The following is a 23,163-nucleotide window of genomic DNA, read 5'->3' as shown; positions in this document are numbered from 1 at the left end:
CTTCTGAGTCCTGTTTTTGCGTAGATGCGTGCGGCGCGGCGGCCGTGCACCGTCCCAGAATCGATGGCGCACTTTCAGACGACACAACCCAGAAGGAGACACAGAGTCATGTCCAACGCATCATCACGTCGCGGCCTGCTGGCCGGTTCGGCCGCCATGGCCACGGGCGCCATCGCCGGTTGCGCGCTGCCCGCGGGCGCCGCGCGCACGGCGCCCACGCCTTTCGACGTCGCGGCATCGACCGTGCCGATCGTCGGCAGCGAGCAGGTGTACCCGGTGCGCCGCATCTATTGCATCGGCCGCAACTACGCCGCGCATGCGCGCGAGATGGGCTCGGACCCGACGCGCGAACCGCCCTTCTTCTTCCAGAAGCCGGCCGATGCGATCCAGGTCGTGACGCCCGGCAAGGTGGCCGACCATCCCTACCCCACGCTGACCAAGAACTACCACTACGAGGTGGAGCTGGTGGTCGCGCTGGCCAAGGGCGGCAAGAACATTCCGGCGAGCAGCGCGCTCGACCATGTGTACGGCTACTCGCTCGGCCTGGACATGACGCGCCGCGACCTGCAGCGCGAGATGGGCGACCAGAAGAAGCCGTGGGAAATCGGCAAGAGCTTCGACCACTCGGCGCCCATCGGGCCGATCCATCCGGTGGCGAAGGTCGGCCATTTCGCCGATGGCGCAATCTGGCTCAAGGTGAATGGCGAAACGAAGCAGAACGCCACGCTCAAGTACATGATCTGGTCTGTCGCGGAGCAGATCAGCCGCCTGTCTCAGGCCTTCGAGCTGATGCCCGGCGACATCATCTATTCGGGCACGCCCGAGAACGTGGGGCCGGTGGTGCGCGGGGACCTGATCGAGATCCACATCGACGGGCTGCCGAACCTGTCGGTGCGGATCGTCTGAGCAGGCTTACTTCCGCGCCTTCTCGATCTCGGCCATCAGCTCCTTGACGGTGGCCTCACCCACCGAGGCCGAGTACTTGTCGATGACGGGCTTGACCTTCGCGCGGAGCTTGGTCATTTCTTCGGGCGGCAGTTCGGAGACGGTCATGCCGGCCTTCTTGAGCGCATCGAGCGCGCTGTCGGCCGCGCCGCGCGAGGCCTGGCGCTGGAACGCGGTCGATTCGGTGGCGGCGTCGTTGATGATCTTCTTCTCTTCCGCGCTCATGCCGTCCCAGGTCTTCTTGCTGATCAAGAGCGCCTGCGGGTTGTAGATGTGGCGCGTCTGGGTGATGTACTTCTGCACCTCGGCGAACTTGGACGAGAGGATCGTGGTGTTCGGGTTCTCCTGCCCGTCGACCGCCTTCTGGTCGAGCGCCGGATAGAGCTCGGGGAACGGCAGCGGCGTGGCGTTGGCGCCCAGCGCGCTGAAGAGGTCGATGTAAATCGGCGATTGAATGACGCGGATCTTCAGCCCCGCGATGTCGTCCGCCTTCATGATCGGCCGCTTGCTGTTGGTGAGGTTGCGAAAGCCCAGGTCCCAGTAGCCCAGGCCGTGCAGGCCCTTGTCTTCGAGCTTGGCCATCAGCTTCTGGCCGAAGGGGCCGTCGGTGACGGCATCGGCTTCCTTGCCGCTGTTGAAGAGAAACGGGAAGTCGTAGGCCGCGAACTCCTTCACCTGCGCGGAGAGGATGCCGGCATTGAGCACGGTGATCTCGACGGTGCCGCCCTGCAGCGCAGACACGGTCTGCAGGTCGCCGCCGAGCGAGCCGCCCGCGAACAGCTTTACCGTGATCTTGCCGCCGGATTTGGCCGCGACGATGTCCGCGAATTTCTGCGCGCCCTGCGCCTGCGGATGGCCCGTCTGGTTCTGGAACGCGAACTTGAGCGTGCGCTCCTTGATCTGCGCGAACGCGCCGCCGGTGGCGAACACGGCAGCGGCCGCGACGGTGGCCAGCATCGCGAGCTTGCGAATCGAATCTCTCTTCATGGCTTGTCTCCTTTTATGTGAGCCGGTCTAGGCTCTTTTCTTGAACAACGCCGATGCGCCGCTGGCACGCGCGACGTCTTCGGCGGTCTGAAGAAGCGCCGGTCCGAGCGCCTCCATCCGTTGCGGCGTCAGGCGGCTCAGCGGCCCCGCGATGGTGACGACGCCGATGGCCGTGCCGCCGGCGCCGCGCACCGGCGCGGCCATGGCCGTCATGCCCGGCGCGAACACTTCGTTGATCATGCTGAAGCCGCGCTGGTGCGCGGCCTTCACGTAGGCCATCACGGCCTTGATGGAGGTAGGCGCCTTGGGGCCGTAGTCCTGCGGCGTGCCCAGTCCCTTTTTCGCGACGAGCACGGTGGCGGCGTCCTCGCTCATCGTCGAGAGCCATGCGTGGCCGGCCGCGCTGCACGAGAGATTGACCGACAGGCCCATGTCCGGGTCGTAGCGCAGGCCGCGCGTGGCGCCTTGCGACTTGGCCACGAAGGTCAGCTCGTCGCCATCGACCACGGCAAGGCGCACCAGTTCGCCCGATGTCGAGGCCAGCTGGTCGAGCAAAGGCTGTGCGATGTCCACGATGCCCGAGCGGCTCAGGAACGACAGGCTGATCGAGACGAGCTTGATGGTCAGCACGTAGTGCCCGTCGCGCGGGTCCTGCCGCACGTAGCCGCAGCGGATCAGCTCCGTGAGCAGACGGTGCGACGCGCTCAGCGGAATCTCCAATTCGCCTGCCAATGTCGAGAGCGCACAGCCCTCCGGATGTTCGGCCAAGTGTTCCAGCACCTTGAAGCTGCGTTCCAGTATCCCGCTCATATCGCTCTTTCGAATTTCGTTTGACAGACGCCGGTGATCTTGCCCGGCGGAGCGTAACAGATAGAGGGAAGGGATTTCCATAGTGGAAACGCTTTCCAAGCAAATCTATGATCGCGCCCAGTCCGGTTTTTCCATCTTTGCTGAGGACCCCCTCGTGAAACTTCTTCGTACGCTCGCCATCGCCAGCTTCTGCCTCGGCCTGGCCGCCCCGACCTTGGCGCAGCAGGATCGCGTGATCCGCTTTGGCCACCTCAATAACGCCGACCACCCCGTGAGCTTCGGCGTCAAGCGCTTCGCAGAACTGCTCTCAGCCAAGAGCGCCGGCAAGATGAAGGTCCAGGAGTTCCCCGCCTCCCAGCTGGGCAACGAGATGCAGCAGCAATCGGCCCTGCAAGGCGGCGTGCAGCAGATGTCGGCCCCCGCCACCACGTCGCTCGCGGGCATCGTCAAGGAGTTCGGCCTCGTCGACTTCCCCTTCTCGGTGAACTCCTTCGCGCAGGCCGATGCATTGCTCGATGGACCGTTGGGCCAGGCCCTCATCGCCAAGCTCCCCGAGAAGGGTCTCGTCGCCCTGGGCTACTGGGACCTGGGCTTTCGCAACGTCACCAACAGCAAGCGCCCCATCACCAAGCCCGAAGACCTCGAGGGCTTGAAGATCCGCGTGATCCCGAATCCCGTGTTCCTGGAGACCTTCAAGGCCTTCAAGGCCAATCCGGTGCCGATGCCTTTTGCCGAGCTGTACGGGGCCCTGGAGTCGAAGGCAGTGGACGGTCAAGAGAATCCGTACGCCGTGATCCTCTCGAACAAGTTCTACGAGGTGCAGAAGTTCGTGAGCGCCACGAACCATGTCTACGCGGCCAACATCGTGCTGGTGAGCAAGAAGTTCTGGGACTCGCTCACGCCCGCCGAGCAGAAGATGATGAACGACGCGGCCAACGAGGCGCGCGGTTATCAGCGGCAAGTGAGCCGCGCCGCGGCACAAAGAGCAGTCGGAGACCTGCAGGCCAAGGGCGCCCAGTTCAACGAACTCACCGCCGCCGAGCAGGCTCGCATGCGCACCGTCGCCAAGCCCGTCATCGACAAGTTCGCCGCGCAGTACGACCCCGCCATCGTCAAGCTCTACAACGACGAACTCGCTCGCATCCGCAAGTAAGCAAAGCCCCTCACCGAAGCTCCCCATGAAGATCCTCGTCCTCCACGGCCCCAACCTCAACCTGTTCGGCCGCCGCGAACCCCACATCTACGGCAAGACCACGCTCGCCGAAATCAACGCGCAGCTGCAGGCGCTCGCGGGCGAACTCGGCGTGACGCTCGAGACGATCCAGTCGAACCACGAAGGCGACCTGATCGACTTCCTGCACACGCACATCGACGACGCGCAGGGCGCGCTGGTGAACCCCGCGGGCCTCACCCAGCACGGCGTGCCGCTGCACGATGCGATCAAGGCGATGCCGTTCCCGACCATCGAGGTGCACATGTCCAACATCGCCGCGCGCGAGGCATGGCGCGCGCATTCGATCATCTCGCCGGCGGTCAAGGGCACGGTGCAGGGGCTCGGCCCGCTCTCCTACCTCGCCGCGTTGCGCGCGCTGGTCGAGATGCAAAAGCAAGCCTTGGCCGCGGCCGCGCCATGAGCCGCTGGATCGACCGGTGCTGCACCGGCATCGAGGCGCTGATCGCGGCCGCGCTCGCGGTCATGGTGGTGCTGGTGTTCGGCAACGTGGTGCTGCGCTACGGCTTCAACTCCGGCATCACGATGTCGGAAGAAGTCTCGCGCTGGCTCTTCATCTGGATGACCTTCCTGGGCGCCGTGGTCGCGCTGAAGGAGCACGGCCACCTGGGCGTGGACATGGTGGTGCAGAAGCTGCCGCCCATCGGCAAGAAGATCTGCCTGGCCGTCGGCCACCTGGTGATGCTCTACATCGTGTGGCTGCTGTTCCAGGGCAGCGTCGCACAGGCGCGCATCAACTGGGACGTGACGGCGCCGGTCACCGGCGCGTCAATGGCCATCGTGTATGCCTCGGGCGTGGTGTTCTCGGTGCTGGCAGGCTTCATCCTCGCGCTCGACCTCTTGCGCCTGCTCATGGGACGCATCGCCGAGAGCGATCTCGTGATGGTGCAGGAGTCCGAAGAGGCGGTGCAGCTGCAGCAGATCCTCGGCAGCCAGGGCGCTGACCAGGGCAGTGTTCAGGGAGCGCGCAAATGACCATCCTCGTCTTTGTCGGCTCCCTCCTGCTCGCGATGGCGATGGGCATTCCCATCGCGTTCGCGCTGCTCGCGAGCGGCGTGGCGCTGATGTGGCACCTGGACCTGTTCGACGCGCAGATCCTTGCGCAGAACGTGATTGGCGGCGCCGACAGTTTTCCGCTCCTGGCTGTTCCCTTCTTCATGCTGGCCGGCGAGATCATGAACGTGGGCGGGCTCTCGAAACGCATCGTCGACTTCGCGCTTGCGGTGGTCGGCCATGTGAAGGGGGGCCTGGGCTACGTGACCATCATGGCCGGCTGCCTGCTCTCGGCGCTCTCGGGCTCGGCCGTGGCCGATGCCGCAGCGCTCACGGCGTTGCTGCTGCCGATGATGGTGAAGGCCGGCCACGACAAGCCGCGCGCGGCCGGCCTCATCGCGGCCACGGGCGTGATCGGGCCGGTGATCCCGCCGAGCATCGGCTTGGTGATCTTCGGCGTGGCGGCCAACGTGTCGATATCGAAGCTGTTCCTCGCAGCCATCGTGCCCGGCCTCCTGATCGGTGCGGCGCTGTGGCTCACCTGGGCCTGGCTCGTGCGGCGCGAGAAGATCGTGCCGCCGCCGCGCAAGTCGTCGGCCGAAATCTTCGCCACCTTCCGCAAGGCGATCTGGGCACTGATGCTGCCGATCATCATCCTCGTGGGCCTGCGCATGGGCGTGTTCACGCCCACCGAGGCCGCGGTGGTGGCCGCGGTGTATGCGCTCTTCGTCTCGACGGTGATCTACCGCGAGATCACCTGGCGCGACCTCTACGGCATCTTCGTGAGCGCGGCCAAGACCAGCGCGATCGTGATGTTCCTGATCGCCGCGGCGATGGTGAGCGCCTGGCTCATCACGGTGGCCGACCTGCCGTCCAAGATCATCGGCCTGCTGGAGCCCTTCATGGGCAACCAGATCCTGCTGATGGTCGCGATCATGGTGATCGTGATGGTCGTGGGCACCGCGATGGACATGACGCCCACCATCCTGATCCTCACGCCGGTGCTCATGCCGGTGGTGAAGGCGGCGGGCATCGATCCGGTGTATTTCGGCGTGCTCTTCATCATCAACAACTCGATCGGGCTGGTCACGCCGCCGGTGGGCACGGTGCTGAACGTGGTAGCCGGCGTCGGGAAGATATCGATGGACGACGTCACGCGCGGCGTGGTGCCTTTCATGATCGCGGAGTTCGCGATCCTGTTCGTCATGGTGGCGTTTCCGCAACTGGTGATCGTGCCGGCGCGGTGGTTCGGGGGCTGAGATGCCATTCGCTTCTTTCTCCGCCATGCGGCCCGCATGGCTGGCCGCCCTCGCGCTTCTGGTGCAACTGCCCGCCTTCGCGCAGGACCCCGAGCGCGAGGTGTTGCCCGAGCAGCGCCAGGCGCTGGCCTTCGTCTCTCCCACCGGGCTGACGCCGCTGGGCGGGAAGATGCTCTTCAGCGCCTTCCACATCGCATCGGGCCAGGAGCTGTGGATCACGGACGGCAGCAGCGCCGGCACGCGCATGCTCAAGGACATCCGTCCCGGCTTCCGCGGTTCTTTCCCTGCAGGACAGACGCTGTTCAAGGGCCACGTCTATACGACGGCCACCGACGGCGCGAGCGGCCTCGAACTCTGGCGCACCGACGGCACGGCCGCGGGCACCACGCGAGTGATCGACCTGCGACCCGGCGAGGAAGGCGCGATGCCCAGCGAGCTGACCGTGTTCCGCGATGCGTTGTACTTCGTGGCGGACGACGGCAAGACGGGGTTCCAGTTGTGGAAGACCTCGGGCACGGCGGAGACGACATCGCGCGTGTCTTCGATCGACGCGGGGCCGCGTGCGGTGACGCGGCAACTCACCGTCACGGGCAAGCGCCTCTTCTTCACCGCGACCACGCGCGAACACGGTCACGAGCTCTGGGTCACCGAAGGAACGCCGGAGACCACGCGCCTGGTGAAGGACGTTCGCCCGGGCCTCGAAGATGCAGGCATCCAGGCGCTGACCGCCATAGGCGACGACATCTACTTCACCGCGCACGATGGCGAGCACGGCATCGAGCTGTGGAAGAGTGACGGCACAGAGCGCGGCACGCGCATGGTGAAGGACCTGCGGCCGGGAACGGCGCCCTCGCGGCCGTCGCATCTGGTCGCAGTCGGACGCACGCTGTACTTTGCGGCCGACGACGGCGAGCACGGTACCGAGCTCTGGAAGAGCGACGGCACCGAAGGCGGCACGACGCTGGTCAAGGACATTCGTCCAGGAACGGGCGGGTCGATCTCGAGCCCGCTCGCGGCGATGGGCGGCCGCGTCTACTTCGCAGCGACCGATGGCGCATCCGGCGCGGAGCTGTGGCGCAGCGACGGCACCGCCAAGGGCACCGTGCTGGTCAAGGACATCGCACCGGGCGCCGAGAGCGGATCGCCGGCGCGCTTCTCGGTGATCGGTTCGCAGCTGTGGTTCTCCGCGAACGGCGGCGGTGCGACGGGCGTCGAGCCGTGGAGCAGCGACGGCACTACGGCCGGCACACGCGCGATTGCCGACGTGGCCGGCGGTGCGCGCAACGCATTGCCCCTGGGCTTTCGCGCGCTCGGCGACGCGGTGCTCTTCGCCGCCGATGACGGCCACGGCAACGAGCGGCTGTGGACGCGCCGGAAAGACGGCCGCGTGGCGCTGATCGGCGATGCGCTCAAGGAGCGTCTGCGCTGAAGGCCTGCGTGTCCGCGTAGTCGCGCAGCGCCTTCGTCATCGCTGCGGCAAGGGCGGGATGCGTGGGGTTGTGCCCCGCGCCCTGCGCCCATTGCAGAGCGGCCCGGCCCTGCAGGACGTTCGCGAGCGCCTGCGCGCCTTGCGGCGGGCACAGGGCGTCGTGCGTCCCATGCACGATGAGCGTGGGGACCTCGGGCAACGCGGCGCATCGCTCCAACAACGTGGGCGCATCGAGCCAGCATCCGTAGCGCAGGTAGTGGCTCTGCACGCGGTAGCGCAACACCAGCCGCTGCAATGCGGCGCCATCGCCCGGCGGCGCGGCGCTTCCACCCGACATGCGCTGCTCCCAGTCGGACCAGCAGAGCGCGGCATCCCGCTGCCGCTCCCACGTTCCCTGCGCGAAGATGTCCGCGAGCACCGTCGTGATCGGGCATTGCCGTTGCCGTGCTTCGTCCCACAGCACGCGCCATTCGGGGCCGCCGTGCCGCTCAGCTTCGGCGAAGAAATCGTGGATGTCCGAAGCGCGGGCCAGGAACACGTTGCGCAGCAGGAGGCCCGCCACGGCCGAAGGCTGGTCGAGCGCGTGCATGAGCGCCAGCGTGGCGCCCCATGATCCGCCGACCACCAGCCATCGGTCGACCTGCAGATGCGCGCGAAGCAGCCGCAGGTCATCGAGCAGGTCGGCAAGCGTGTTGTGCGCGATCGACCCTGCGGGCGTGCTGAGGCCAGCGCCGCGCTGGTCGGGGCAGATGATGCGGTAGCGCGTGAGGTCGAAGCCGCTGCGCAGCAGCGGCGAACTCCCTGAGCCAGGCCCGCCGTGAAGCACCAACGCGGGCAGTCCAGCCGGATTGCCGTGCTCCTCGACATGCATGACATGGCCACCGCTCAACGGCAGGCGATGGATGATCGTCATGCGCGGGCCCGCTCAGCCGCGCGCATTGGCGTCCGTACGGAACACGAGTTCGCCTGCACGTCGCGCGCCCGGAACGAAACGGATCGGCACGCTGACCTCGCGCGGGTCCACCGCCGCGGCGACCATCGCCTCGACCTCTGCATGCTGCGGACTCTTCGGGCAGACCGGGTCCGTGGCGGCCGCATCGCCGGTGAGGAGAAACGCCTGGCAGCGGCAGCCGCCGTGGTCCTTCTCCTTGTCTTCGCAGCTTTGGCAGGTGCTGCTCATCCAGCCGGTGCCGCGGTAGGCGCCGAACGCCGGGCTCTCTTGCCAGATCTCGCGAATGGAGTGATCGCGCACGCTCGGGAAGTCGAGCCCCGGCAGCATGCGCGCGCTGTGGCACGGCAGCGCCACGCCATCGGGCGCGACCACGAGGAACACGCTGGCCCAGCCGGCCATGCAGGGCTTGGGCTTGCCCTCGGCGTAGTCGGGCACGACCCAGAGGATCTTCATGCGGCCATCGAGGCGCGGCCTGTGTTCGTCGACCACGGCTTCGGCGGTGGCCAGCGCCGTGCGCGTGGGCATCAGCATCTCGCGGTTGCGCCATGCCCAGCCGTAGTACTGCACGTTGGCGAGTTCGAGAAAATCCGCCTCCATCGACTCGGCCATCTCGATGATGCGGCCCACGTGCGGAAGGTTGTAGCGGTGCATCACGCAGTTCAGCACCATCGGGTAGCCGAGGTCCTTGATCGTGCGGGCCACCCGCTGCTTGAGGTCGAAGGTCTTGGTCGAGCTGAGGAAGTCGTTGAGTTCGCGGCTCGAGTCCTGGAACGAGAGCTGGATGTGGTCGAGCCCGGCCTTCTTCAGCGCCTCGGCGCGCTGCGGCGTGAGGCCCACGCCTGAGGTGATGAGGTTGGTGTAGAAGCCCAGCTCGTGCGCCGCCGCGACGAGCTCCGTGAGGTCGTCGCGCACCAGCGGCTCGCCGCCCGAGAAGCCCAGCTGCACCGCACCCATCGCACGTGCTTCGCGGAACACGCGAATCCATTCGTCTGTCGTGAGCTCGTTGCTGTAGCTGGTGTAGTCCACCGGGTTCGAACAGAACGCGCAATGCAGCGGGCAGCGGTAGGTCAGCTCCGCGAGCAGCCACAGCGGCGGCTTCGCGGCAACACTGCCGTGCTGGGTAAGGGTGTCACCGGATCCAGTGGCGTCCATGGGCCTGCTCCAGGAACTCGATCACGTCGGCGCGCAGGTCGACTTCGCCGAAGGTGGTCTCCAGGTCGGTGACGAGCGCGGCGACGGAGGTCTTGCCGTCGCAACGCTTGAGGATCTCCGCCGCCGGCCCGTTCAGCTTGATCATGCCTTCGGGGAACAGCAGCACATGGCATTGCTGCGCGTCTTCCCATTGCAGCCGGTACATCGTGGCCAGCGACGGCTGCGCGCTGTCGGTCCATGGCGTGGTCATGGCTGCTGCTCTTTCACAAGATCGTCGGGATAGGCCCGCTCGATGGCATCGAGCATGGCCCAGAGGACGTCGAGCTTGAAGCCCAGGATCTGCAACGCACGCTCCTGCCGCTCGCGCGTGGTGCACCACTGCATCGCGACCTCCAGGCCGTGCTCGACGTCGCGGTCGGCCAGCGGGATGCGGCTGCGGAAGTAGTCCAGGCCCGAGGTGTCGATCCACGGGTAGTGCGTCGGCCAGCCGGCGAGCCGGTCCTTGTGGATGCGCGGCGCGAACATCTCGGTGAGCGAGGAGATCACCGCCTCCTGCCACGGTGCGGTGCGTGCGAAGTTGACGTAGGCATCGACAGCGAAGCGCACGCCGGGCAACACCAGCGCATGAGATTCCAACGTGTCGCGCTGCAGGCCGGTGGCGGCGCCCAGGCGCGTCCAGATCTCGATGCCGCCCGCGTTGGCGCCTTCGTGGCCGTCATGCCCGTCGTGGTCGAGCATGCGCACCACCCACCGCCGGCGCGTCGCACGGTCGTCGCAGTTGGAGAGGATCGCCGCGTCCTTCACCGGGATGCGGCATTGGTAATAGAAGCGGTTCGCCACCCAGCCGCGCACCTGGAACGGTTGCAACTCGCCCGCGTTGAGGCGACGGTTGAACGGGTGATGGCTGTGGTAGCGCGACTCCATGGCACGCAGGTTCGATTCGAAGACCTGCGGGGACCACGCGTCCTGCTGCTGTTGCGTCACTTGTTCAGATCTCCAGTTCCATGCCGTCGAAGGCGACCTCGATGCCGCGTCGCACTAGCTCCGCGCGTTCCGCGCCGTCTTCGTCGAGGATGGGGTTGCTGTTGTTGATGTGGATGAGCACCTTGCGCCTTGCAGCGCAGGCGTCGAGCGCTTTCAACATGCCGGGGCCATGGGGTCCGTCGCATTGCGGCAGGTGGCCCATGTCGGCGGCGCGCTTGGTGCCCAGGCCTGCGGTGAGCATCTCGTCTTCGGTCCAGAAGGTGCCGTCGACCAGCACGCAGTCGCAGGCATCGAGGCTCTTGCGCTCGGCATCGCCGACCTGTGCGAGGCCCGGTGCGTAGAGCACGCGCTTGCCGGTGGCCGGGTCTTCGATGAGCACGGCGGCGTTGTCGCTGCGCGCTTCGGTCTGGCGGCGCGGCGAATACGGCGGCGCCTTGCCGGGAACGGGCACCGCTTGCAGGCGAAGGCCGGCGATTTCGTGCCACGCGCCGCCGCCGGGCTCGAGCGGCATCGGGTGCCAGGTCACGCCGCAGTATTTGTCGAGCGCGTTCAGCAACGGCAGGCTACCGGTGAGGTCTTCATGGGATTCGGGCGTGCAGTAAAGCTGCAGCCGCGATCCTTCGCGCAGGCTGAGAAGGCCTGCGACATGATCGATCTGCGAGTCCATCAGCACCACGGCCTTGATGGGCGAGTGGCGCACGCCGTGGCGTGGCTGCAGTGCTTTCGATGCGCGCAGCTGCGCGCCGATGTCGGGCGAGGCATTGAGCAGGACCCAGTCGTCGCCATTGGCGGACACGGCGATGGAGCTTTGCGTGCGAGGGCTTGCCCGCACCTGTCCGGTTCGCTGGCCGGCACAGAGGCGGCAGTTGCAATTCCATTGCGGGAAACCGCCGCCCGCCCCCGAACCTAGAACCAATATCTTCATATGCCCAAGAAAAAACGGCACCGGTGGAAGCCGGTGCCGTTGTGGTCCGCTCTCAGCGAGCGGAGATGTACATCGTGATCTCGAAGCCGAAACGCATTTCTTCGAACTCAGGCTTGCACCATTTCATCGCATTGCTCCTTCAGGGTTGGGGGATTGAGGGACCGTATCAATATACGACGATCTTGCCCGTAGGACGCGGGCTATGACAGTCGTTGTAGAAGTACTCTCCGGGCGCATCGAAGGTGTGGGTCGCCGATTGGCCCGGGGCCAGGCGGAAGTTGAACCGTCCTTCGAAGAACTGGGTAGCGCAGTGCGTGTTGGCATTCGCCGCCGGATTGGTGAAGGTCACCGTGGTGTTCGCCGGCACGCGCATGAAGGTCGGCGTCATCGCGTTCACTGCGGTCGACTCTGTGGCACCGGGCTCGTTTGCCGGCGTCTGCACGCGCGCGAGGAACACGGTATTGGGCGTCGGCAGCGCCGCGCCTTCCACCGCCGAACCCGACACCGGGCGGCGCACGACGGGCGGTGTCGGCGTCGCGGGCGGCATCACCGTGCCGCCGACCTTGAAGGCCCACAGCCGATCGCCGCGCGGTGCCGAGTCGCCGTACGGAATGCCCGTGCCGCCCGAGTACACCGCGACGTACTGCTCGCCGTCGATCTCGTAGGCGATCGGGCTCGCGCTGATGGCCGCGCCGGTCTGGAAGCGCCACAGCTCGCTGCCGTCGTTGGCATCCATCGCGAGCAGGTTGCCGTCGGGCTGGCCGATGAAGAGCAGGTTCGACGCGGTGGCCAGGATGCCGTTGCCGTGCGCGAGCGAGTACGGCATCTGCTTCTTCCACTTCACGAGGTTGGTGCTCGGGTCGACCGCCAACACGGCACCGGTCATGTACGTGCCCGGTGGACGCAGGCCGTTGCTCGACTCGGTGAGCGAGTGCGCGGCCGACACGTAGCCCATGCCCGTGTAGACGAGGCCGGTGCGCTGGCTGAAGGCCTGGTGGTTCCAGTTCGCGCCACCGCCGTGGCCGGGGATGGAGAGGATCGGCACGTCCCAGTGCGCGTCGTACAGGCAGCCCTTCACGTAGTTGGGCACGGCGCGGTTGGGGTCGCCGGGAATGGCGGTGCCCAGCGGCTGGTCGACGATGCAGGTCTCGGTCCATGCGCCCTGGCGCGGCAGCGGCTGCGTGGGCCAGCTGGCCTGACGGGCGTCCTGCTTCACGGGTACTTCGTCGATGCCCAGCGGCGCGCTGCCGTCCTGGCGGTCGAGGATGTAGTACATGCCGGTCTTGCTGCCGTAGATGACGACCTTGCGGTCTTTGCCGTCGATCTTCACATCCGCGAGCACGGGCGACATCACGTTGTCCATGTCCCAGATGTCGTGGTGCACCGACTGGAAGTGCCACTTGTATTCGCCGGTCTTCAAGTCGAGCGCGACGAGCGAGTTGGCGAACAGGTTCAGGCCCGGGCGGGCGGACCCGTTCTGGGACGAGCCGCCGCGCACGTTGCCGAAGGTCCAGTAGATGAGGCCGAGTTCGGGGTCCACCGCGGGATGGATCCACGGCGTCGCGCCCGCGCGGTCGGACTCGGCCGCGCCGCCCCAGGTGTCATAGCCGATCTCGCCGGCGCGCGGCACGCCCCAGAACGACGTCAGCACCTTGCCGGTAAGCGCATCGGCCGAGAACGCGGCACCGCGGTTGCCGTCGTTGGTGCCGAGGAAGAGGCGCTTGTCGTGATAGACCAGCGCCACCTTTTGCAGCGCGCCCTGGTAGTCGGGATCGGTGGCGCTGCTCGGGTATTGCTTGATCCAGGCGATGGCGCCGGTGTCGGTGCGCAGCGCGACGAGGCGGTTGCCGGTGGCGACGGTGAAGACCAGGCCCAAATCCTTCGCGACGGCCACGCCGCGGCGCGTGATCGAACCGTAGGGCGTGGTCCACTTCCACTTCGTGAGGCCCGTCTTGCCGTCCACCGCGATCACGTTGCCGACTGCTGACTCGATGTAGATGGTGCCGTCGACCACCACCGTGGTGCTCTGGTTGTTGCCGGTGGCCATGCCACCTTCGATCTGGTTGACCCACGCGCCGCCGAGCTTGGCGACCTGGGCCTTGTCGATCTTCGCGAGGCTGGAGTAGTTCTGGTTGCCCAGGTTGCCGCCGACCTTGGGGAAGTCCTTGTCGCCCGCAGTGCAGCAGTCCGACAGGTTCGCCGAGGGCGTTGCGGGTGCGGGCGGTGGCGGCGGTGGTGCGCCAGGTCCGGGGGGCGGCGGCGCGGGCGGTGCCGGCACCACCGGGAACACGGGCGTGCCTCCGCCCGATGAGCCGCCGCACGCGGTGATCAGCAGCGGCGATGCGAGCACGCCGCAGGAAATGAGCAGCGTGACCAATGACTTTGGTTTCATGGATGCCTCTACGCGGTGAAGGTTGAAATGCCGTTACTCGGTGCAGAAGGGCGTGAGGCCCATCGCCGACTTGACGCCCTGCACGACCAGCTTCTGGAACTCGATGGCGCCGACACCCGAGAGATCCGCGGTGAACGAGTGCGCGTTGTGGCCGAGGGTCGTGAGCCATGCGCGGCCGCCGTCGTAGTACTGGCACCAGGCGACCGGATGGAAGTCCGCGTGGCCGGGGTGCGGCGCGGAGGTCAAGGGCTTCAGCGTGGACGTGTCGACCTTGGCGAGGAACTTCACCTTCGTGGGGAAGGGCGCGAGGTTGTACCACTCGTCCTGGAAGGAGAAGCGCTTGGGCACGTCCTTCGTCGAGGGGTCGTCCGAGACAATCTCGACATCGCCTGCGCGGTTCGGTCCGTGGTTGTAGAAGTTCGCGTTGCCCAGCAGGCCTTCGTAATACGGCCAGTTGTATTCGGCGCCGAAGGCGTTGTGCAGGCCGACGAAGCCGCCGCCGCGGCGCATGTAGTTGCGCAGCGCGGTGCGCGCGGCATCCTGGCTCGTGGTGACCGCGCCGTTCCACAGCGTGTCGCGGTTCGAGCTCGCGAAGATGACGGCCTTGTAGTTGTTGATGCGGCTGCCGAGGACGGCGACGTCTTCGGTCCAGTCGACGGTGATGCCCTCGGCCGACAGCATGCGCACGAGGCCGGCCTGCATGACGTTGTCGGGGTTCATCGCCGGGTTGAGGCCGGCGCCCATCGGCGTGCCAAGCACGGCATGGCGCGGGCCCGCGGTGCGCGAGTAGACCAGCACGCGATCGGGCGTGGTGGCAAACGCGCCCCAGTCGTTGTAGCACTTGGGGTTGGTGCCGCGGCAGACGTTGTAGTAGGTGTCGAAGCTGTCGTCCGCCTCGGCCACGGGGTCGGTCGGCTGCACCGGCACTTCGTCGGTCGGCGCGGTCGGCTCATTGGGTGCGGCCGGCGCGACGGGCTGGATGGGAAAGCCCGCGAACGAGCCACCGCCGCCGCTGCCGCCACCGCAGGCGGTCACCGCCAGCGCGAGCGCCGCGGTCGATGCAAGTGCGAAGAGGAATGATCTGGAAGATTTCAAGGGTGTCTCCTTTTTTTGGTCGAAGCGGGCCCCACGGGGACACTTCCCCGAGAGCGGATGGGCTGCTCGGCGGCGGCCGGCAGGAGCAGCGGTTGGATGAGGATTGCCGGCGGGAACGAGGCGGCGTTCAGCCCGTGGCGTTGTTCGCGGCGAGCGCGAATGGCCGGGCGGTCATGGCTTGCGGATGCGATCGAGTTCGTCGTTGTAGAGCTTGACGATGGCGGGTTCGTACTGAGCGGCGAACTTGTCGATGACGGGCTTGGCGACGGTGCGCATGCGGGCCTGCTCGGCGGGGGAGAGTTCGTTGAACTGGGCACCCTTGGCCTGCAGGTCGCCCACGGCCTTCTGCGCCGCGGCGCGACTGACCTGGCGCTGGTAGCCGCGTGCCTCGTTGGCCGCGTCATTCATCATCTTCTGCTCGGCGGGCGTGAGCGAGTCCCAGAACTTCTTGCTCACCAGCACGATGTTGGCCGCGTAGACGTGGTTCGTGGCACTCACGAACTTCTGCACTTCGTAGAACTTGTTCGACAGGATCACCGCGTACGGGTTCTCCTGGCCGTCCACCGCCTTCGCTTCGAGCGCGCCATACAACTCTGCAAAGGGCATCGGCACCGGGTTTGCCTTGAAGGCCTTGAAGGTCTCCAGGAACACGGGATTCGGGATCACGCGGATCTTCAAGCCCTCGAGGTCTTCGGGCTTGGTGATGGGGCGCTTGCTGTTGGTGACGTTGCGAAAGCCCAGGTCCCAGTAACCCAGGGCAACCAGGCCCTTCTCGGGGAGCTTTGCGATCAGCGCCTGGCCGAGAGGCCCGTCGAGCAGCGCGTCAGCCTGCGCGAAGTTGTTCACCGAGAAGGGAAAGTCGACAAGGCCGAACTCCTTGACGATGCCTGCGAGCGAAGTGGTGGCCGGTGCCGACATCTGCTGCACGCCGCCCTGCAGGGCAGATTGCTGCTGCATCTCGTTGCCCAGCTGGGAGGCGGGGAACTCCTGCACCTTCATCTTGCCGCCGCTCTTGGCCGAGAGCAGTTCTGCGAATCGCTTGACGCCGAAGCTCACGGGGTGGTCGGCGTTGTTCAGGTGGCCGAAGCGGATCACCCGCTCCTGCTGCGCCTGAGCCAAGGCAGGAACGACCAGTGCGAGGGCGAGGCCGGCGGTGGCCAGCGAGCGGTAAAGCGTTCTCAAGATTGGATCTCCAGCTTCGATGTGAGGGGTGCATGCCGGGGCGACTCAGGACGCCTCGACCTCTGGCGGCGCGATCTTAATCGTCAAGTGGAAAATCTTTCTACTAGTGAAAACACTTGGCAAAATGCTAAAGTTGCCCGCATGACCGCCATACTCGAACGCAGCTTCAAGGTGCTTGAACACTTGGCCGGCCACCCCGAAGGCCGCGCCCTGTCGGCGCTCTCCGCCGAGCTGGAAATGCCCTTGAGCGCTACCCATCGCCTGCTGAGCGAACTGGTGCGTTGCGGCTATGTGCGGCAGGACCAGAGCCATGGCGACTACATGCTCACGATCAAGCTCGTGTCGCTCGGCCTGAGCTTCCTGAGCAACAGCGGCATCGTGGACATCGCCCAGCCGCTGCTCGACAGGCTCGCGGCCAGCTCGGGCGAGCTGGTGCGGCTGGCCGTGGTCGATGGCGACGAACTGACCTTCGTGGCCAAGGCGCAGGGCGCCACGCGCGGCCTGCGCTACGACCCGGACATGGGCCTGTCGGTCAACCTCTCCTCCAGCTCGGCCGGCCACGCGTGGCTCTCGACGATGACGGACGAGCAGGCGCTCCAGCTGGTCGCCAGGCAAGGCTTCGGACAACCCGAGGACTTCGGCCCGAAGGCGCCGACCACCGTCAAGGCGCTGCTGGCTTTCCTGCGCGCGGCGCGCAAGCGCGGTTTCTCGATGATCAGCGAGGTGTTCGCACCCGCGATGACAGCCATGGCCGCGCCAGTGCGCAGCGGCAACGGCGCGGTGATCGGCGTCATCACGATCGCGGGGCCGCTGGTACGGCTGACCGAGGAACGCATGCTGGAACTGGGGCCCGTTCTTCTCGAATCGGCGGAAGAGCTGGCGCGCGCGAGCGGCGCGTCGATGCACTTCAAGAAGCGGGCCTGAAGCGCCACGCGCCTGCGGCTTTCTCGGTCTCGACCTACGAGCTCCGTCGGTACACGCCGACCGTCAACACGAGCCAAAGAATTTTTAACCTCCTGCCATGCCGCGCCGGACATGGGTCCGGCCGGCCAACGAACAGGAGAAGCACATGGACATCCACGTGCGACACCGCCGCCTCCGGGTTGGCGATGTCGAAACCTTCTACCGCGAGGCCGGGCCGAGCGATGCACCCGTCGTCCTGCTGCCGCATGGCTATCCGTGCTCGTCGTACGAATTTCGCAATCTCATGCCGCGCCTGGCCGACCGCTGGCGGCTGGTCGCGCCGGACTATCCCGGCGCCGGCTACAGCGCGACACCGGAGGGCTTCGACTACAGCTTCGATGGCTATGCGGACTTTCTCGATCGCTTCGTGAAGACGCTCGGCATCGAACGCTTCGCCCTGTACCTGCACGACTTCGGATCGCCGATCGGCGCGCGCTTGGCCATCAAGGCACCCGAGCGCGTGGTGGCGCTCATCATCCAGAACGGCGACATCCCTTATGAAGATGCGCTGGGGCCGAAGTACGCCGAGATCGAGAACACCTGGACGCTGCCCGCGGCGCAGATGCGCGAGAAGCTGGCCGAGGCGATCACCGAAGAAGTGTTCAAGGAGGAGTTTCTCAACGCAGTGAGACCCGAGCTTGCCGAACGCATTCCTCCGGACCTGTGGAAGCTGCACTGGCCGCTGGTCACGCCGAAGCGCAAGGAGATCGCGATCAGCCTGATCGCGGGACTGAAGGAAAACCGCGCCTGGTTCCCGCAGCACCGCCGGTATCTCGCCGAGCACCGCCCGCCGACGCTGATCATGTGGGGACCGCAGGATCACTACATGCCGGAGAAATCAGGGCGCGCCTATCTCCGGGATCTGCCGGACGCCGAGTTCCATCTGCTGGACGGCGGACACTGGCTGCTGGAGACGCACCTCGATGAAGTGGTGACGCTGATGCGCGATTTTCTGGGGCGGGTGCATGCACCGCTCGGCAAGGGATGAAACGCTCCCCCGTCAAGGCCAGCGGCCGCCCAGAAATGCAAAAAGCCCTAAGCAGTTGATTTGCTTAGGGCTTTTTGGCTTCGCAGTGCTCTTTGAAAGAGCCTGCGCAGCGATAGGTGGTGGCTGGGGCTCCGTCGAAAGATGCCTTGGAAGCCGCGCCAGCTCTAGAATTTTGTTCGGGTGTGATCTTGAGTTACTGCATCACTTACTGCACCCGAAAAACTGTTATGCCAAGAAATCTAATCGGTTCCGACACCTCCCTCCGATCCATCAAACCCGGCGATCCGCGCAGGCGCATTTCCGATGGCGACGGCCTCTACATCCTGCTCTTCGTGAACGGCGGCGCCCACGGATGGCGCTTCGACTACAGCATCGCCGGCAAGCGCAAGACGCTCTCGCTTGGCACTTACCCCACCATCGGCATCGGCCTGGCCCGCGAGCGAGCCGAGGACGCTCGCAGGAAGGTGGCCCAAGGCATCGACCCCAGCGAGGCGAGGAAGGCCGTCCGCGCGGCGCATGTCCAAGCCCGTGAAGCTGCGACACGCGCCGAGGCCGGCCTGCCGGTGCTCGACAGCTTCGAGCACGTCGCACGCGAATGGTACGAAGTGCGCCGCGCCGATTGGGCCGACAGCTACGGCGTCAAGATCATCGGCCGGCTGGAGAACGACGTGTTCCCCTACATCGGCACGCGACCCATCGCGCAAATCGACCCGCCTGAGCTGCTGACGGTCATCCGTCGCATCGAGTCTCGCGGCGTGGTCGAGACCGCACACCGCGCGCTGGAGAACTGCGGCCAGGTCTTCCGCTTCGCCGTCGCCACAGGTCGCGCGACGAGCAATCCGGCCCGCGACCTGAAGGACGCGTTGCGCAAACCGCTCGTGCAGCACTTCCCGGCCATCACCGATCCCAAGCGCCTGGGCGAGCTGCTGCGCGCGTGCGACGGCTACAAGGGGACGCACGTGGTCCGCACCGCGCTGAAGCTGGCCCCCATGGTCTTGCTGCGTCCGGGCGAGCTGCGGCATGCGAAGTGGGAAGAGATCGACCTCGACGCCGGGCTGTGGACCGTGCCCGCCGCACGTATGAAGCGAAAGAAGGTCGGCAAGCTGCACGGCGCCCCCCACTTGGTACCCCTGGCAACGCAGGCCGTTGAGGCGCTGCGCGATCTGTACCCATTGACCGGACGCAGCGCCTACGTGTTCACGGGCGAGCGCAGCCACGAACGCCCCATGAGCGATGCCGCGATCAACGCCGCATTGCGCGCGATGGGCTTCGGCAAAGACGAAGTGACTGCCCACGGGTTCCGCGCGACCGCACGCACCATCTTGGCGGAGCGTCTCAACGTCGACGAATCGGTGATTGAGGCGCAGCTCGCACACGCCGTCAAAGACAGTCTCGGCCGCGCCTACAACCGCACAGAGTTTCGCGTGGAACGTTTTTCGATGATGCAGAAATGGGCCGACTACCTCGATGAATTGCGCCGTGGTGCCGATGTGGTGACGCTGCGCGCAGCTTGACGGGAACAGCCGAGAGCGCTTAAAGTTCTCTCGCCTCGTGATGAGCGAGGTCGGGATTGGTCTCCCGAAGAAGTCCTGCGACGAAAGCCGCAGTTACCGCCATTGGTCTGCGGCTTTGTCGTTCGTGCCCCATTTTTTTAGGCGGCTCGATGGGCGGGCGCAAGCCCGGCCGGTTTCCGCAAGGACTTCCCGGTAGACCAACCCGTCGAGCTGCCGCCCCTGATTGGTCTCAGGGACGGCGGTTTTAGCAAACCGAAGTCCTTGGAGGCCCATGGCCGAATCTTCTAACGCTGGCGCCGACGCCGGCTGCTCGTTCGCGAGCTATCGCCCCACCGCTCAATTCAAGCCCTTCGAATGGGTCCGAGGGGAAGGGCTGAGCCTGCCCCAGCAGCGGCTCGCCGAATTTCTGAACGACGCGCGCGACGTGGTGCAAGGCACCCACATGCTCGCCCAACTGCTTTCCTGGGACGAAGACCGGCGCGAAGCGGCTTGTTCCGACGCAAGCCCTGCCCCCTTCTTCAATGCATGCCACCGCGGCGCGCTGGAACGGCTCATGTCGGTTTCGCTGGGACTTCTCGGCGCTCAGATCGAGCGCCAATGCGAGGCGCTGGACAGCGCACGCCGCCATGGACATGGATAAGGAGCCGGTGATGACATCTTGGGCCTCCTCAATGTCACCTCCTCTGGGTGATCCTCCTTGCATGTTCACTTCCGAAACCGTCCGCATGGAGTCGCCCCCCCCCTCTCAAAGTCGCGCCAGGCGACTGCTTTCTCAGGATTCAAGAGGTCGAGCGCCGCGTGTGTCTGAAGAAGAGCGCGATCTACGCGCGCATGGCGACCGGCGCATTCCCACGAAGCATCTCGTTGGGCCGTCGATGCACGGTGTGGCTGAAGTCTTCCATCGACGGATGGATCAACGAGCAGATCGAGAGGGCCAACAACCTGGCCCTCTCGGCCTCGGCCAATGGCGCAAATCAAGCTCGGAGGGGTTGAGCGCCATGGCGGACATGCATTGGTTCCGGTGGCATCACGGGACGGTCACCGATCCGAAATTCGGGTTGATCGCGAAGAAGGCGGGCACGTCTGTGGCCGAGGTCATCGCGATCTGGGCCACCTTGCTGGAGGCGGCCAGCGCGTCCGAGGAGCGCGGCCATCCGGGCACACCGGACTTCGAATCCATCGACTTTGCCCTCGGGGTCCAGGAAGGCAGCACGCAGCGCGTGTACGGGCTCATGCAGGACCGGGCCTTGATCGACAGCGACACAGGGCGCCTTGCCGCATGGGAAAGGCGGCAGCCCAAGCGTGAGCGCGACGACGAGACCAGCACGGACAGAAAGCGCCGCCAGCGTGAACGCGAAACAGTAGGTGTGACAGCTGCTGTCCCGCCAAGTCACACCGAATCCATCAGTGTCACGCCATGTCACGCCACGTCCCGCCAAGTCACACCCAGAGGAGAGGAGAGGAGAGAAGATAAGAAAACACCCCCCTACCCCCCGCAAGCGGGGGAAGTGGGGGGCGAAGAATCGAAAACCTCCACGAAAGCGGGAACCGTCTGCCGGGCAATCAGGGCCAAGGGAGTGACCGATGTGAGCCCGTCGCATCCGAAGCTGCGCGCGCTGATCGACAAAGGCGTCGGCGTGGAGACCTTCGCGCAGGCCGCCGAGATTTGCACCAGGGCGCAGCCCGCCAAGGGTGTGGAATACCTGCTTGGCATCGTGGAGCGCCAGTTGCGGGAGGCTGTGGACATCAGCGAGCGACCGGGGATGCCGCAGGCTGCCTGGGACCAAAGCCGGGCCAGCGTCGAGGCCAAGGCCGAAGCGCTTGGCATCGGGCGGTGGCGAGAGTTCGACCTCGGTCCCGATCACGAGCACTGGCCGGCGTACTTGCGGCGCGTCAAGGAGGCGGCCAAGCGTGAAGCGAGCGGACCTCAAGACCGCTGCGCAGCCGATCTGGAAATGGTGTCGAGGTGACATCGCGTGCCTTGTCGATGTCAGCTTTGCTGCGCGATCCTCGCTCCATGTTCAATTCCGAAACTGTCCACATGCAAGCCCCACCCGTCCTCAAAGCAGCGCCAGGAGATCGCTTTCTCCGCATCCAGGAGGTCGAGCGCCGCGTGTGTCTGAAGAAGAGCGCGATCTACGCGCGCATGTCCGCCGGGAAATTTCCGCGCAGCGTGTCCTTGGGCCGGCGATGCACGGTGTGGCTGAAGTCGTCCATCGACGCGTGGATCGTCGAGCAGGTCGACTCGGCGAATGGCGTCCATGTGCGGTCCTCCAAGCTCACCGAGACGCAGGCATCGGAGGTCTGACGCGTCATGGCGGATATGCATTGGTTCAGATGGCATCACGGGACGGTCACCGATCCGAAGCTCGGGTTGATCGCCAAGAAGGCTGGCGTGTCCATGGCGCAGGTGATCGCCATCTGGGTCCATCTGCTGGAGGCGGCGAGCACGTCCGAGGACCGAGGCAATCCCGGGGTGCCGGATTTCGAATCGATGGACTTTTACCTCGAGGTGGAGGAAGGTGTCGCGCAGCGGGTCTACGGACTCATGCAGGACAAGGCACTGATCGCCAAAGACACCGGCCGTCTGGTGGCTTGGGAGCGGCGTCAGCCCAAGAGGGAGCGTGAAGACGAGGGAGGCGCGGAAAGAAAACGTCGGCAGCGGGAGCGCGAGACTGGGAATGCGGCCAATGGTGGCGAAGCCTCTCGCAGTCATCGAGGCCCGTCTATCGCTGCATCCACAGTTGAGGGGGAGAGCGAGGCGGAAGGAACGACGCCGGACGCGATGGCCAGTACAGAGCGTGAAGCCCGGACGTTAAAGAAAGTGGCTGCTGTTTGCAAGGCCATCCGGGCCAAGGGCGTGACTGACGTGAACCCGTCGGATCCGAGGCTGCGCGATCTGGTCGAGGCAGGTGTCGGCGTGGAGATCTTTGAGCAGGCCGCGGAGGTCTGTGTCAAGGCAAGTCCGCCGAAAGGGATGGCATACCTGCTTGGCATCGTGAAGCGCCTGGTGCGGGAAGCAGAGGAGATCGGCGCGAGTCCAGATTTTTCTGATGTCGCGTGGGACCAGACGCGCAGCGGTATCGATGCGAAGGCGTGCGCCCTCGGCCTCACTGCATGGGACGAAGCGGCGTTCTCGGTAGGGCAAGGCGAGAGCTATCTCGCGTTCACCGCACGGGTCAAGCGTGCCGTTGAGAAAGCAGCGGAGACCGAATGCGCGTGAGCGAGGGCTTCAATGGCGGCGGCCTCGCAACGGCACGGGTCCTTCCGCAGAGGTGGTCGTTACGGGTAATTCGAACCGCGCACGGACTGTTCACTGATGCTCCTAAGGGGGTTAAGTGAAGGTCGGTCGCGCAGTAATT

25 protein-coding genes are annotated in these 23,163 nt (G+C 65.9%); 14 read left to right on the top strand and 11 right to left on the bottom strand.

Features of this window, described 5'->3' with window-relative positions; all coding sequences use genetic code 11:
* Positions 1-108: 108 nt before the first annotated feature.
* Positions 109-906, top strand: coding sequence for a fumarylacetoacetate hydrolase family protein (locus tag ACSFA7_RS18315; protein ID WP_435500681.1), 798 nt, complete (start codon positions 109-111; stop codon positions 904-906).
* A 6-nt stretch (positions 907-912) separates the two neighbouring features.
* On the opposite strand, the gene ACSFA7_RS18310 is transcribed toward ACSFA7_RS18315, so the two are convergent.
* Entirely contained in the window at positions 913-1,932 is a 1,020-nt protein-coding gene (locus ACSFA7_RS18310; RefSeq protein ID WP_435500680.1) for a TRAP transporter substrate-binding protein, read from the bottom strand.
* 27 nt (positions 1,933-1,959) lie between these two features.
* Positions 1,960-2,742 (bottom strand): IclR family transcriptional regulator, encoded by a 783-nt coding sequence (locus tag ACSFA7_RS18305; protein WP_435500679.1) that lies wholly within the window; start codon positions 2,740-2,742, stop codon positions 1,960-1,962.
* Positions 2,743-2,896: 154 nt separating this feature from the next.
* Here ACSFA7_RS18305 and ACSFA7_RS18300 point away from each other — a divergent pair, with 154 nt between their 5' ends.
* Genes ACSFA7_RS18300 through ACSFA7_RS18280 form a run of 5 tightly spaced genes read left to right on the top strand, consistent with a single transcriptional unit; the run spans position 2,897 to position 7,654 of the window.
* Complete coding sequence (locus tag ACSFA7_RS18300; RefSeq protein ID WP_435500678.1) at positions 2,897-3,895, top strand: TRAP transporter substrate-binding protein; 999 nt, start codon at positions 2,897-2,899, stop codon at positions 3,893-3,895.
* A gap of 25 nt (positions 3,896-3,920) precedes the next feature.
* A complete protein-coding gene (locus ACSFA7_RS18295) occupies positions 3,921-4,376 on the top strand; it encodes a type II 3-dehydroquinate dehydratase (RefSeq protein ID WP_206177038.1) in 456 nt (151 codons plus the stop codon).
* Entirely contained in the window at positions 4,373-4,948 is a 576-nt protein-coding gene (locus ACSFA7_RS18290) for a TRAP transporter small permease (RefSeq protein ID WP_435500677.1), read from the top strand. Before ACSFA7_RS18295 ends, ACSFA7_RS18290 begins: the two co-directional genes overlap by 4 nt.
* Positions 4,945-6,225: a TRAP transporter large permease gene (locus tag ACSFA7_RS18285; RefSeq protein WP_435500676.1), complete on the top strand. Its 1,281-nt coding sequence runs from the start codon at positions 4,945-4,947 to the stop codon at positions 6,223-6,225. Before ACSFA7_RS18290 ends, ACSFA7_RS18285 begins: the two co-directional genes overlap by 4 nt.
* Position 6,226: 1 nt before the next feature.
* Positions 6,227-7,654: an ELWxxDGT repeat protein gene (locus ACSFA7_RS18280; protein ID WP_435500675.1), complete on the top strand. Its 1,428-nt coding sequence runs from the start codon at positions 6,227-6,229 to the stop codon at positions 7,652-7,654.
* On the opposite strand, the gene ACSFA7_RS18275 is transcribed toward ACSFA7_RS18280, so the two are convergent.
* The 9 genes from ACSFA7_RS18275 to ACSFA7_RS18235 all read right to left on the bottom strand — a co-directional run bounded on the left by ACSFA7_RS18275 (position 7,635) and on the right by ACSFA7_RS18235 (position 16,336).
* Complete coding sequence (locus ACSFA7_RS18275; RefSeq protein WP_435500674.1) at positions 7,635-8,567, bottom strand: alpha/beta fold hydrolase; 933 nt, start codon at positions 8,565-8,567, stop codon at positions 7,635-7,637. The two genes, ACSFA7_RS18280 and ACSFA7_RS18275, sit on opposite strands and share 20 nt — an antisense overlap.
* A gap of 12 nt (positions 8,568-8,579) precedes the next feature.
* On the bottom strand, positions 8,580-9,758 hold the full coding sequence (gene pqqE, locus ACSFA7_RS18270; RefSeq protein WP_435500673.1) for a pyrroloquinoline quinone biosynthesis protein PqqE: 1,179 nt from the start codon (positions 9,756-9,758) through the stop codon (positions 8,580-8,582).
* Positions 9,736-10,008: a pyrroloquinoline quinone biosynthesis peptide chaperone PqqD gene (gene pqqD, locus ACSFA7_RS18265; protein WP_435500672.1), complete on the bottom strand. Its 273-nt coding sequence runs from the start codon at positions 10,006-10,008 to the stop codon at positions 9,736-9,738. The genes pqqE and pqqD overlap by 23 nt, the downstream gene beginning before the upstream one ends.
* The gene (pqqC, locus tag ACSFA7_RS18260; protein WP_435500798.1) at positions 10,005-10,682 is read right to left on the bottom strand and encodes a pyrroloquinoline-quinone synthase PqqC; all 678 of its coding nucleotides are present in this window, start codon (positions 10,680-10,682) and stop codon (positions 10,005-10,007) included. Before pqqC ends, pqqD begins: the two co-directional genes overlap by 4 nt.
* A gap of 64 nt (positions 10,683-10,746) precedes the next feature.
* Complete coding sequence (gene pqqB, locus ACSFA7_RS18255; protein WP_435500671.1) at positions 10,747-11,667, bottom strand: pyrroloquinoline quinone biosynthesis protein PqqB; 921 nt, start codon at positions 11,665-11,667, stop codon at positions 10,747-10,749.
* A gap of 52 nt (positions 11,668-11,719) precedes the next feature.
* A complete protein-coding gene (pqqA, locus tag ACSFA7_RS18250) occupies positions 11,720-11,794 on the bottom strand; it encodes a pyrroloquinoline quinone precursor peptide PqqA (protein WP_013539171.1) in 75 nt (24 codons plus the stop codon).
* Positions 11,795-11,833: 39 nt separating this feature from the next.
* Positions 11,834-14,059: an outer membrane protein assembly factor BamB family protein gene (locus ACSFA7_RS18245; protein ID WP_435500670.1), complete on the bottom strand. Its 2,226-nt coding sequence runs from the start codon at positions 14,057-14,059 to the stop codon at positions 11,834-11,836.
* A gap of 33 nt (positions 14,060-14,092) precedes the next feature.
* Positions 14,093-15,154 (bottom strand): ThuA domain-containing protein, encoded by a 1,062-nt coding sequence (locus ACSFA7_RS18240; RefSeq protein ID WP_435500669.1) that lies wholly within the window; start codon positions 15,152-15,154, stop codon positions 14,093-14,095.
* A gap of 171 nt (positions 15,155-15,325) precedes the next feature.
* Positions 15,326-16,336, bottom strand: a complete 1,011-nt coding sequence (locus ACSFA7_RS18235) for a TRAP transporter substrate-binding protein (protein WP_435500668.1) — start codon at positions 16,334-16,336, stop codon at positions 15,326-15,328.
* A gap of 141 nt (positions 16,337-16,477) precedes the next feature.
* Between ACSFA7_RS18235 and ACSFA7_RS18230 the strand changes: the two genes are divergently transcribed.
* From ACSFA7_RS18230 to ACSFA7_RS18195, 8 genes are all read left to right on the top strand, one after another.
* Positions 16,478-17,260, top strand: coding sequence for an IclR family transcriptional regulator (locus tag ACSFA7_RS18230; RefSeq protein WP_435500667.1), 783 nt, complete (start codon positions 16,478-16,480; stop codon positions 17,258-17,260).
* A 145-nt stretch (positions 17,261-17,405) separates the two neighbouring features.
* On the top strand, positions 17,406-18,287 hold the full coding sequence (locus ACSFA7_RS18225) for an alpha/beta fold hydrolase (RefSeq protein ID WP_435500666.1): 882 nt from the start codon (positions 17,406-17,408) through the stop codon (positions 18,285-18,287).
* Positions 18,288-18,514: 227 nt separating this feature from the next.
* Positions 18,515-19,801 (top strand): tyrosine-type recombinase/integrase, encoded by a 1,287-nt coding sequence (locus ACSFA7_RS18220; RefSeq protein WP_435500797.1) that lies wholly within the window; start codon positions 18,515-18,517, stop codon positions 19,799-19,801.
* A 271-nt stretch (positions 19,802-20,072) separates the two neighbouring features.
* Positions 20,073-20,441 (top strand): hypothetical protein, encoded by a 369-nt coding sequence (locus ACSFA7_RS18215; RefSeq protein WP_435500665.1) that lies wholly within the window; start codon positions 20,073-20,075, stop codon positions 20,439-20,441.
* Positions 20,442-20,488: 47 nt separating this feature from the next.
* On the top strand, positions 20,489-20,794 hold the full coding sequence (locus tag ACSFA7_RS18210) for a helix-turn-helix transcriptional regulator (RefSeq protein WP_435500664.1): 306 nt from the start codon (positions 20,489-20,491) through the stop codon (positions 20,792-20,794).
* Between the two features lie 5 nt (positions 20,795-20,799).
* Positions 20,800-21,771, top strand: coding sequence for a hypothetical protein (locus tag ACSFA7_RS18205; RefSeq protein WP_435500663.1), 972 nt, complete (start codon positions 20,800-20,802; stop codon positions 21,769-21,771).
* A 17-nt stretch (positions 21,772-21,788) separates the two neighbouring features.
* Positions 21,789-22,109 (top strand): helix-turn-helix transcriptional regulator, encoded by a 321-nt coding sequence (locus tag ACSFA7_RS18200; protein ID WP_435500662.1) that lies wholly within the window; start codon positions 21,789-21,791, stop codon positions 22,107-22,109.
* A gap of 6 nt (positions 22,110-22,115) precedes the next feature.
* Entirely contained in the window at positions 22,116-23,024 is a 909-nt protein-coding gene (locus ACSFA7_RS18195; RefSeq protein WP_435500661.1) for a hypothetical protein, read from the top strand.
* Positions 23,025-23,163: the final 139 nt, after the last annotated feature.

Origin of the sequence: Variovorax trehalosi (assembly GCF_051216415.1) — a bacterium.
Classification (GTDB): Bacteria; Pseudomonadota; Gammaproteobacteria; order Burkholderiales; family Burkholderiaceae_C; genus Variovorax.
This window is presented reverse-complemented; position numbering and strand designations above follow the sequence as displayed.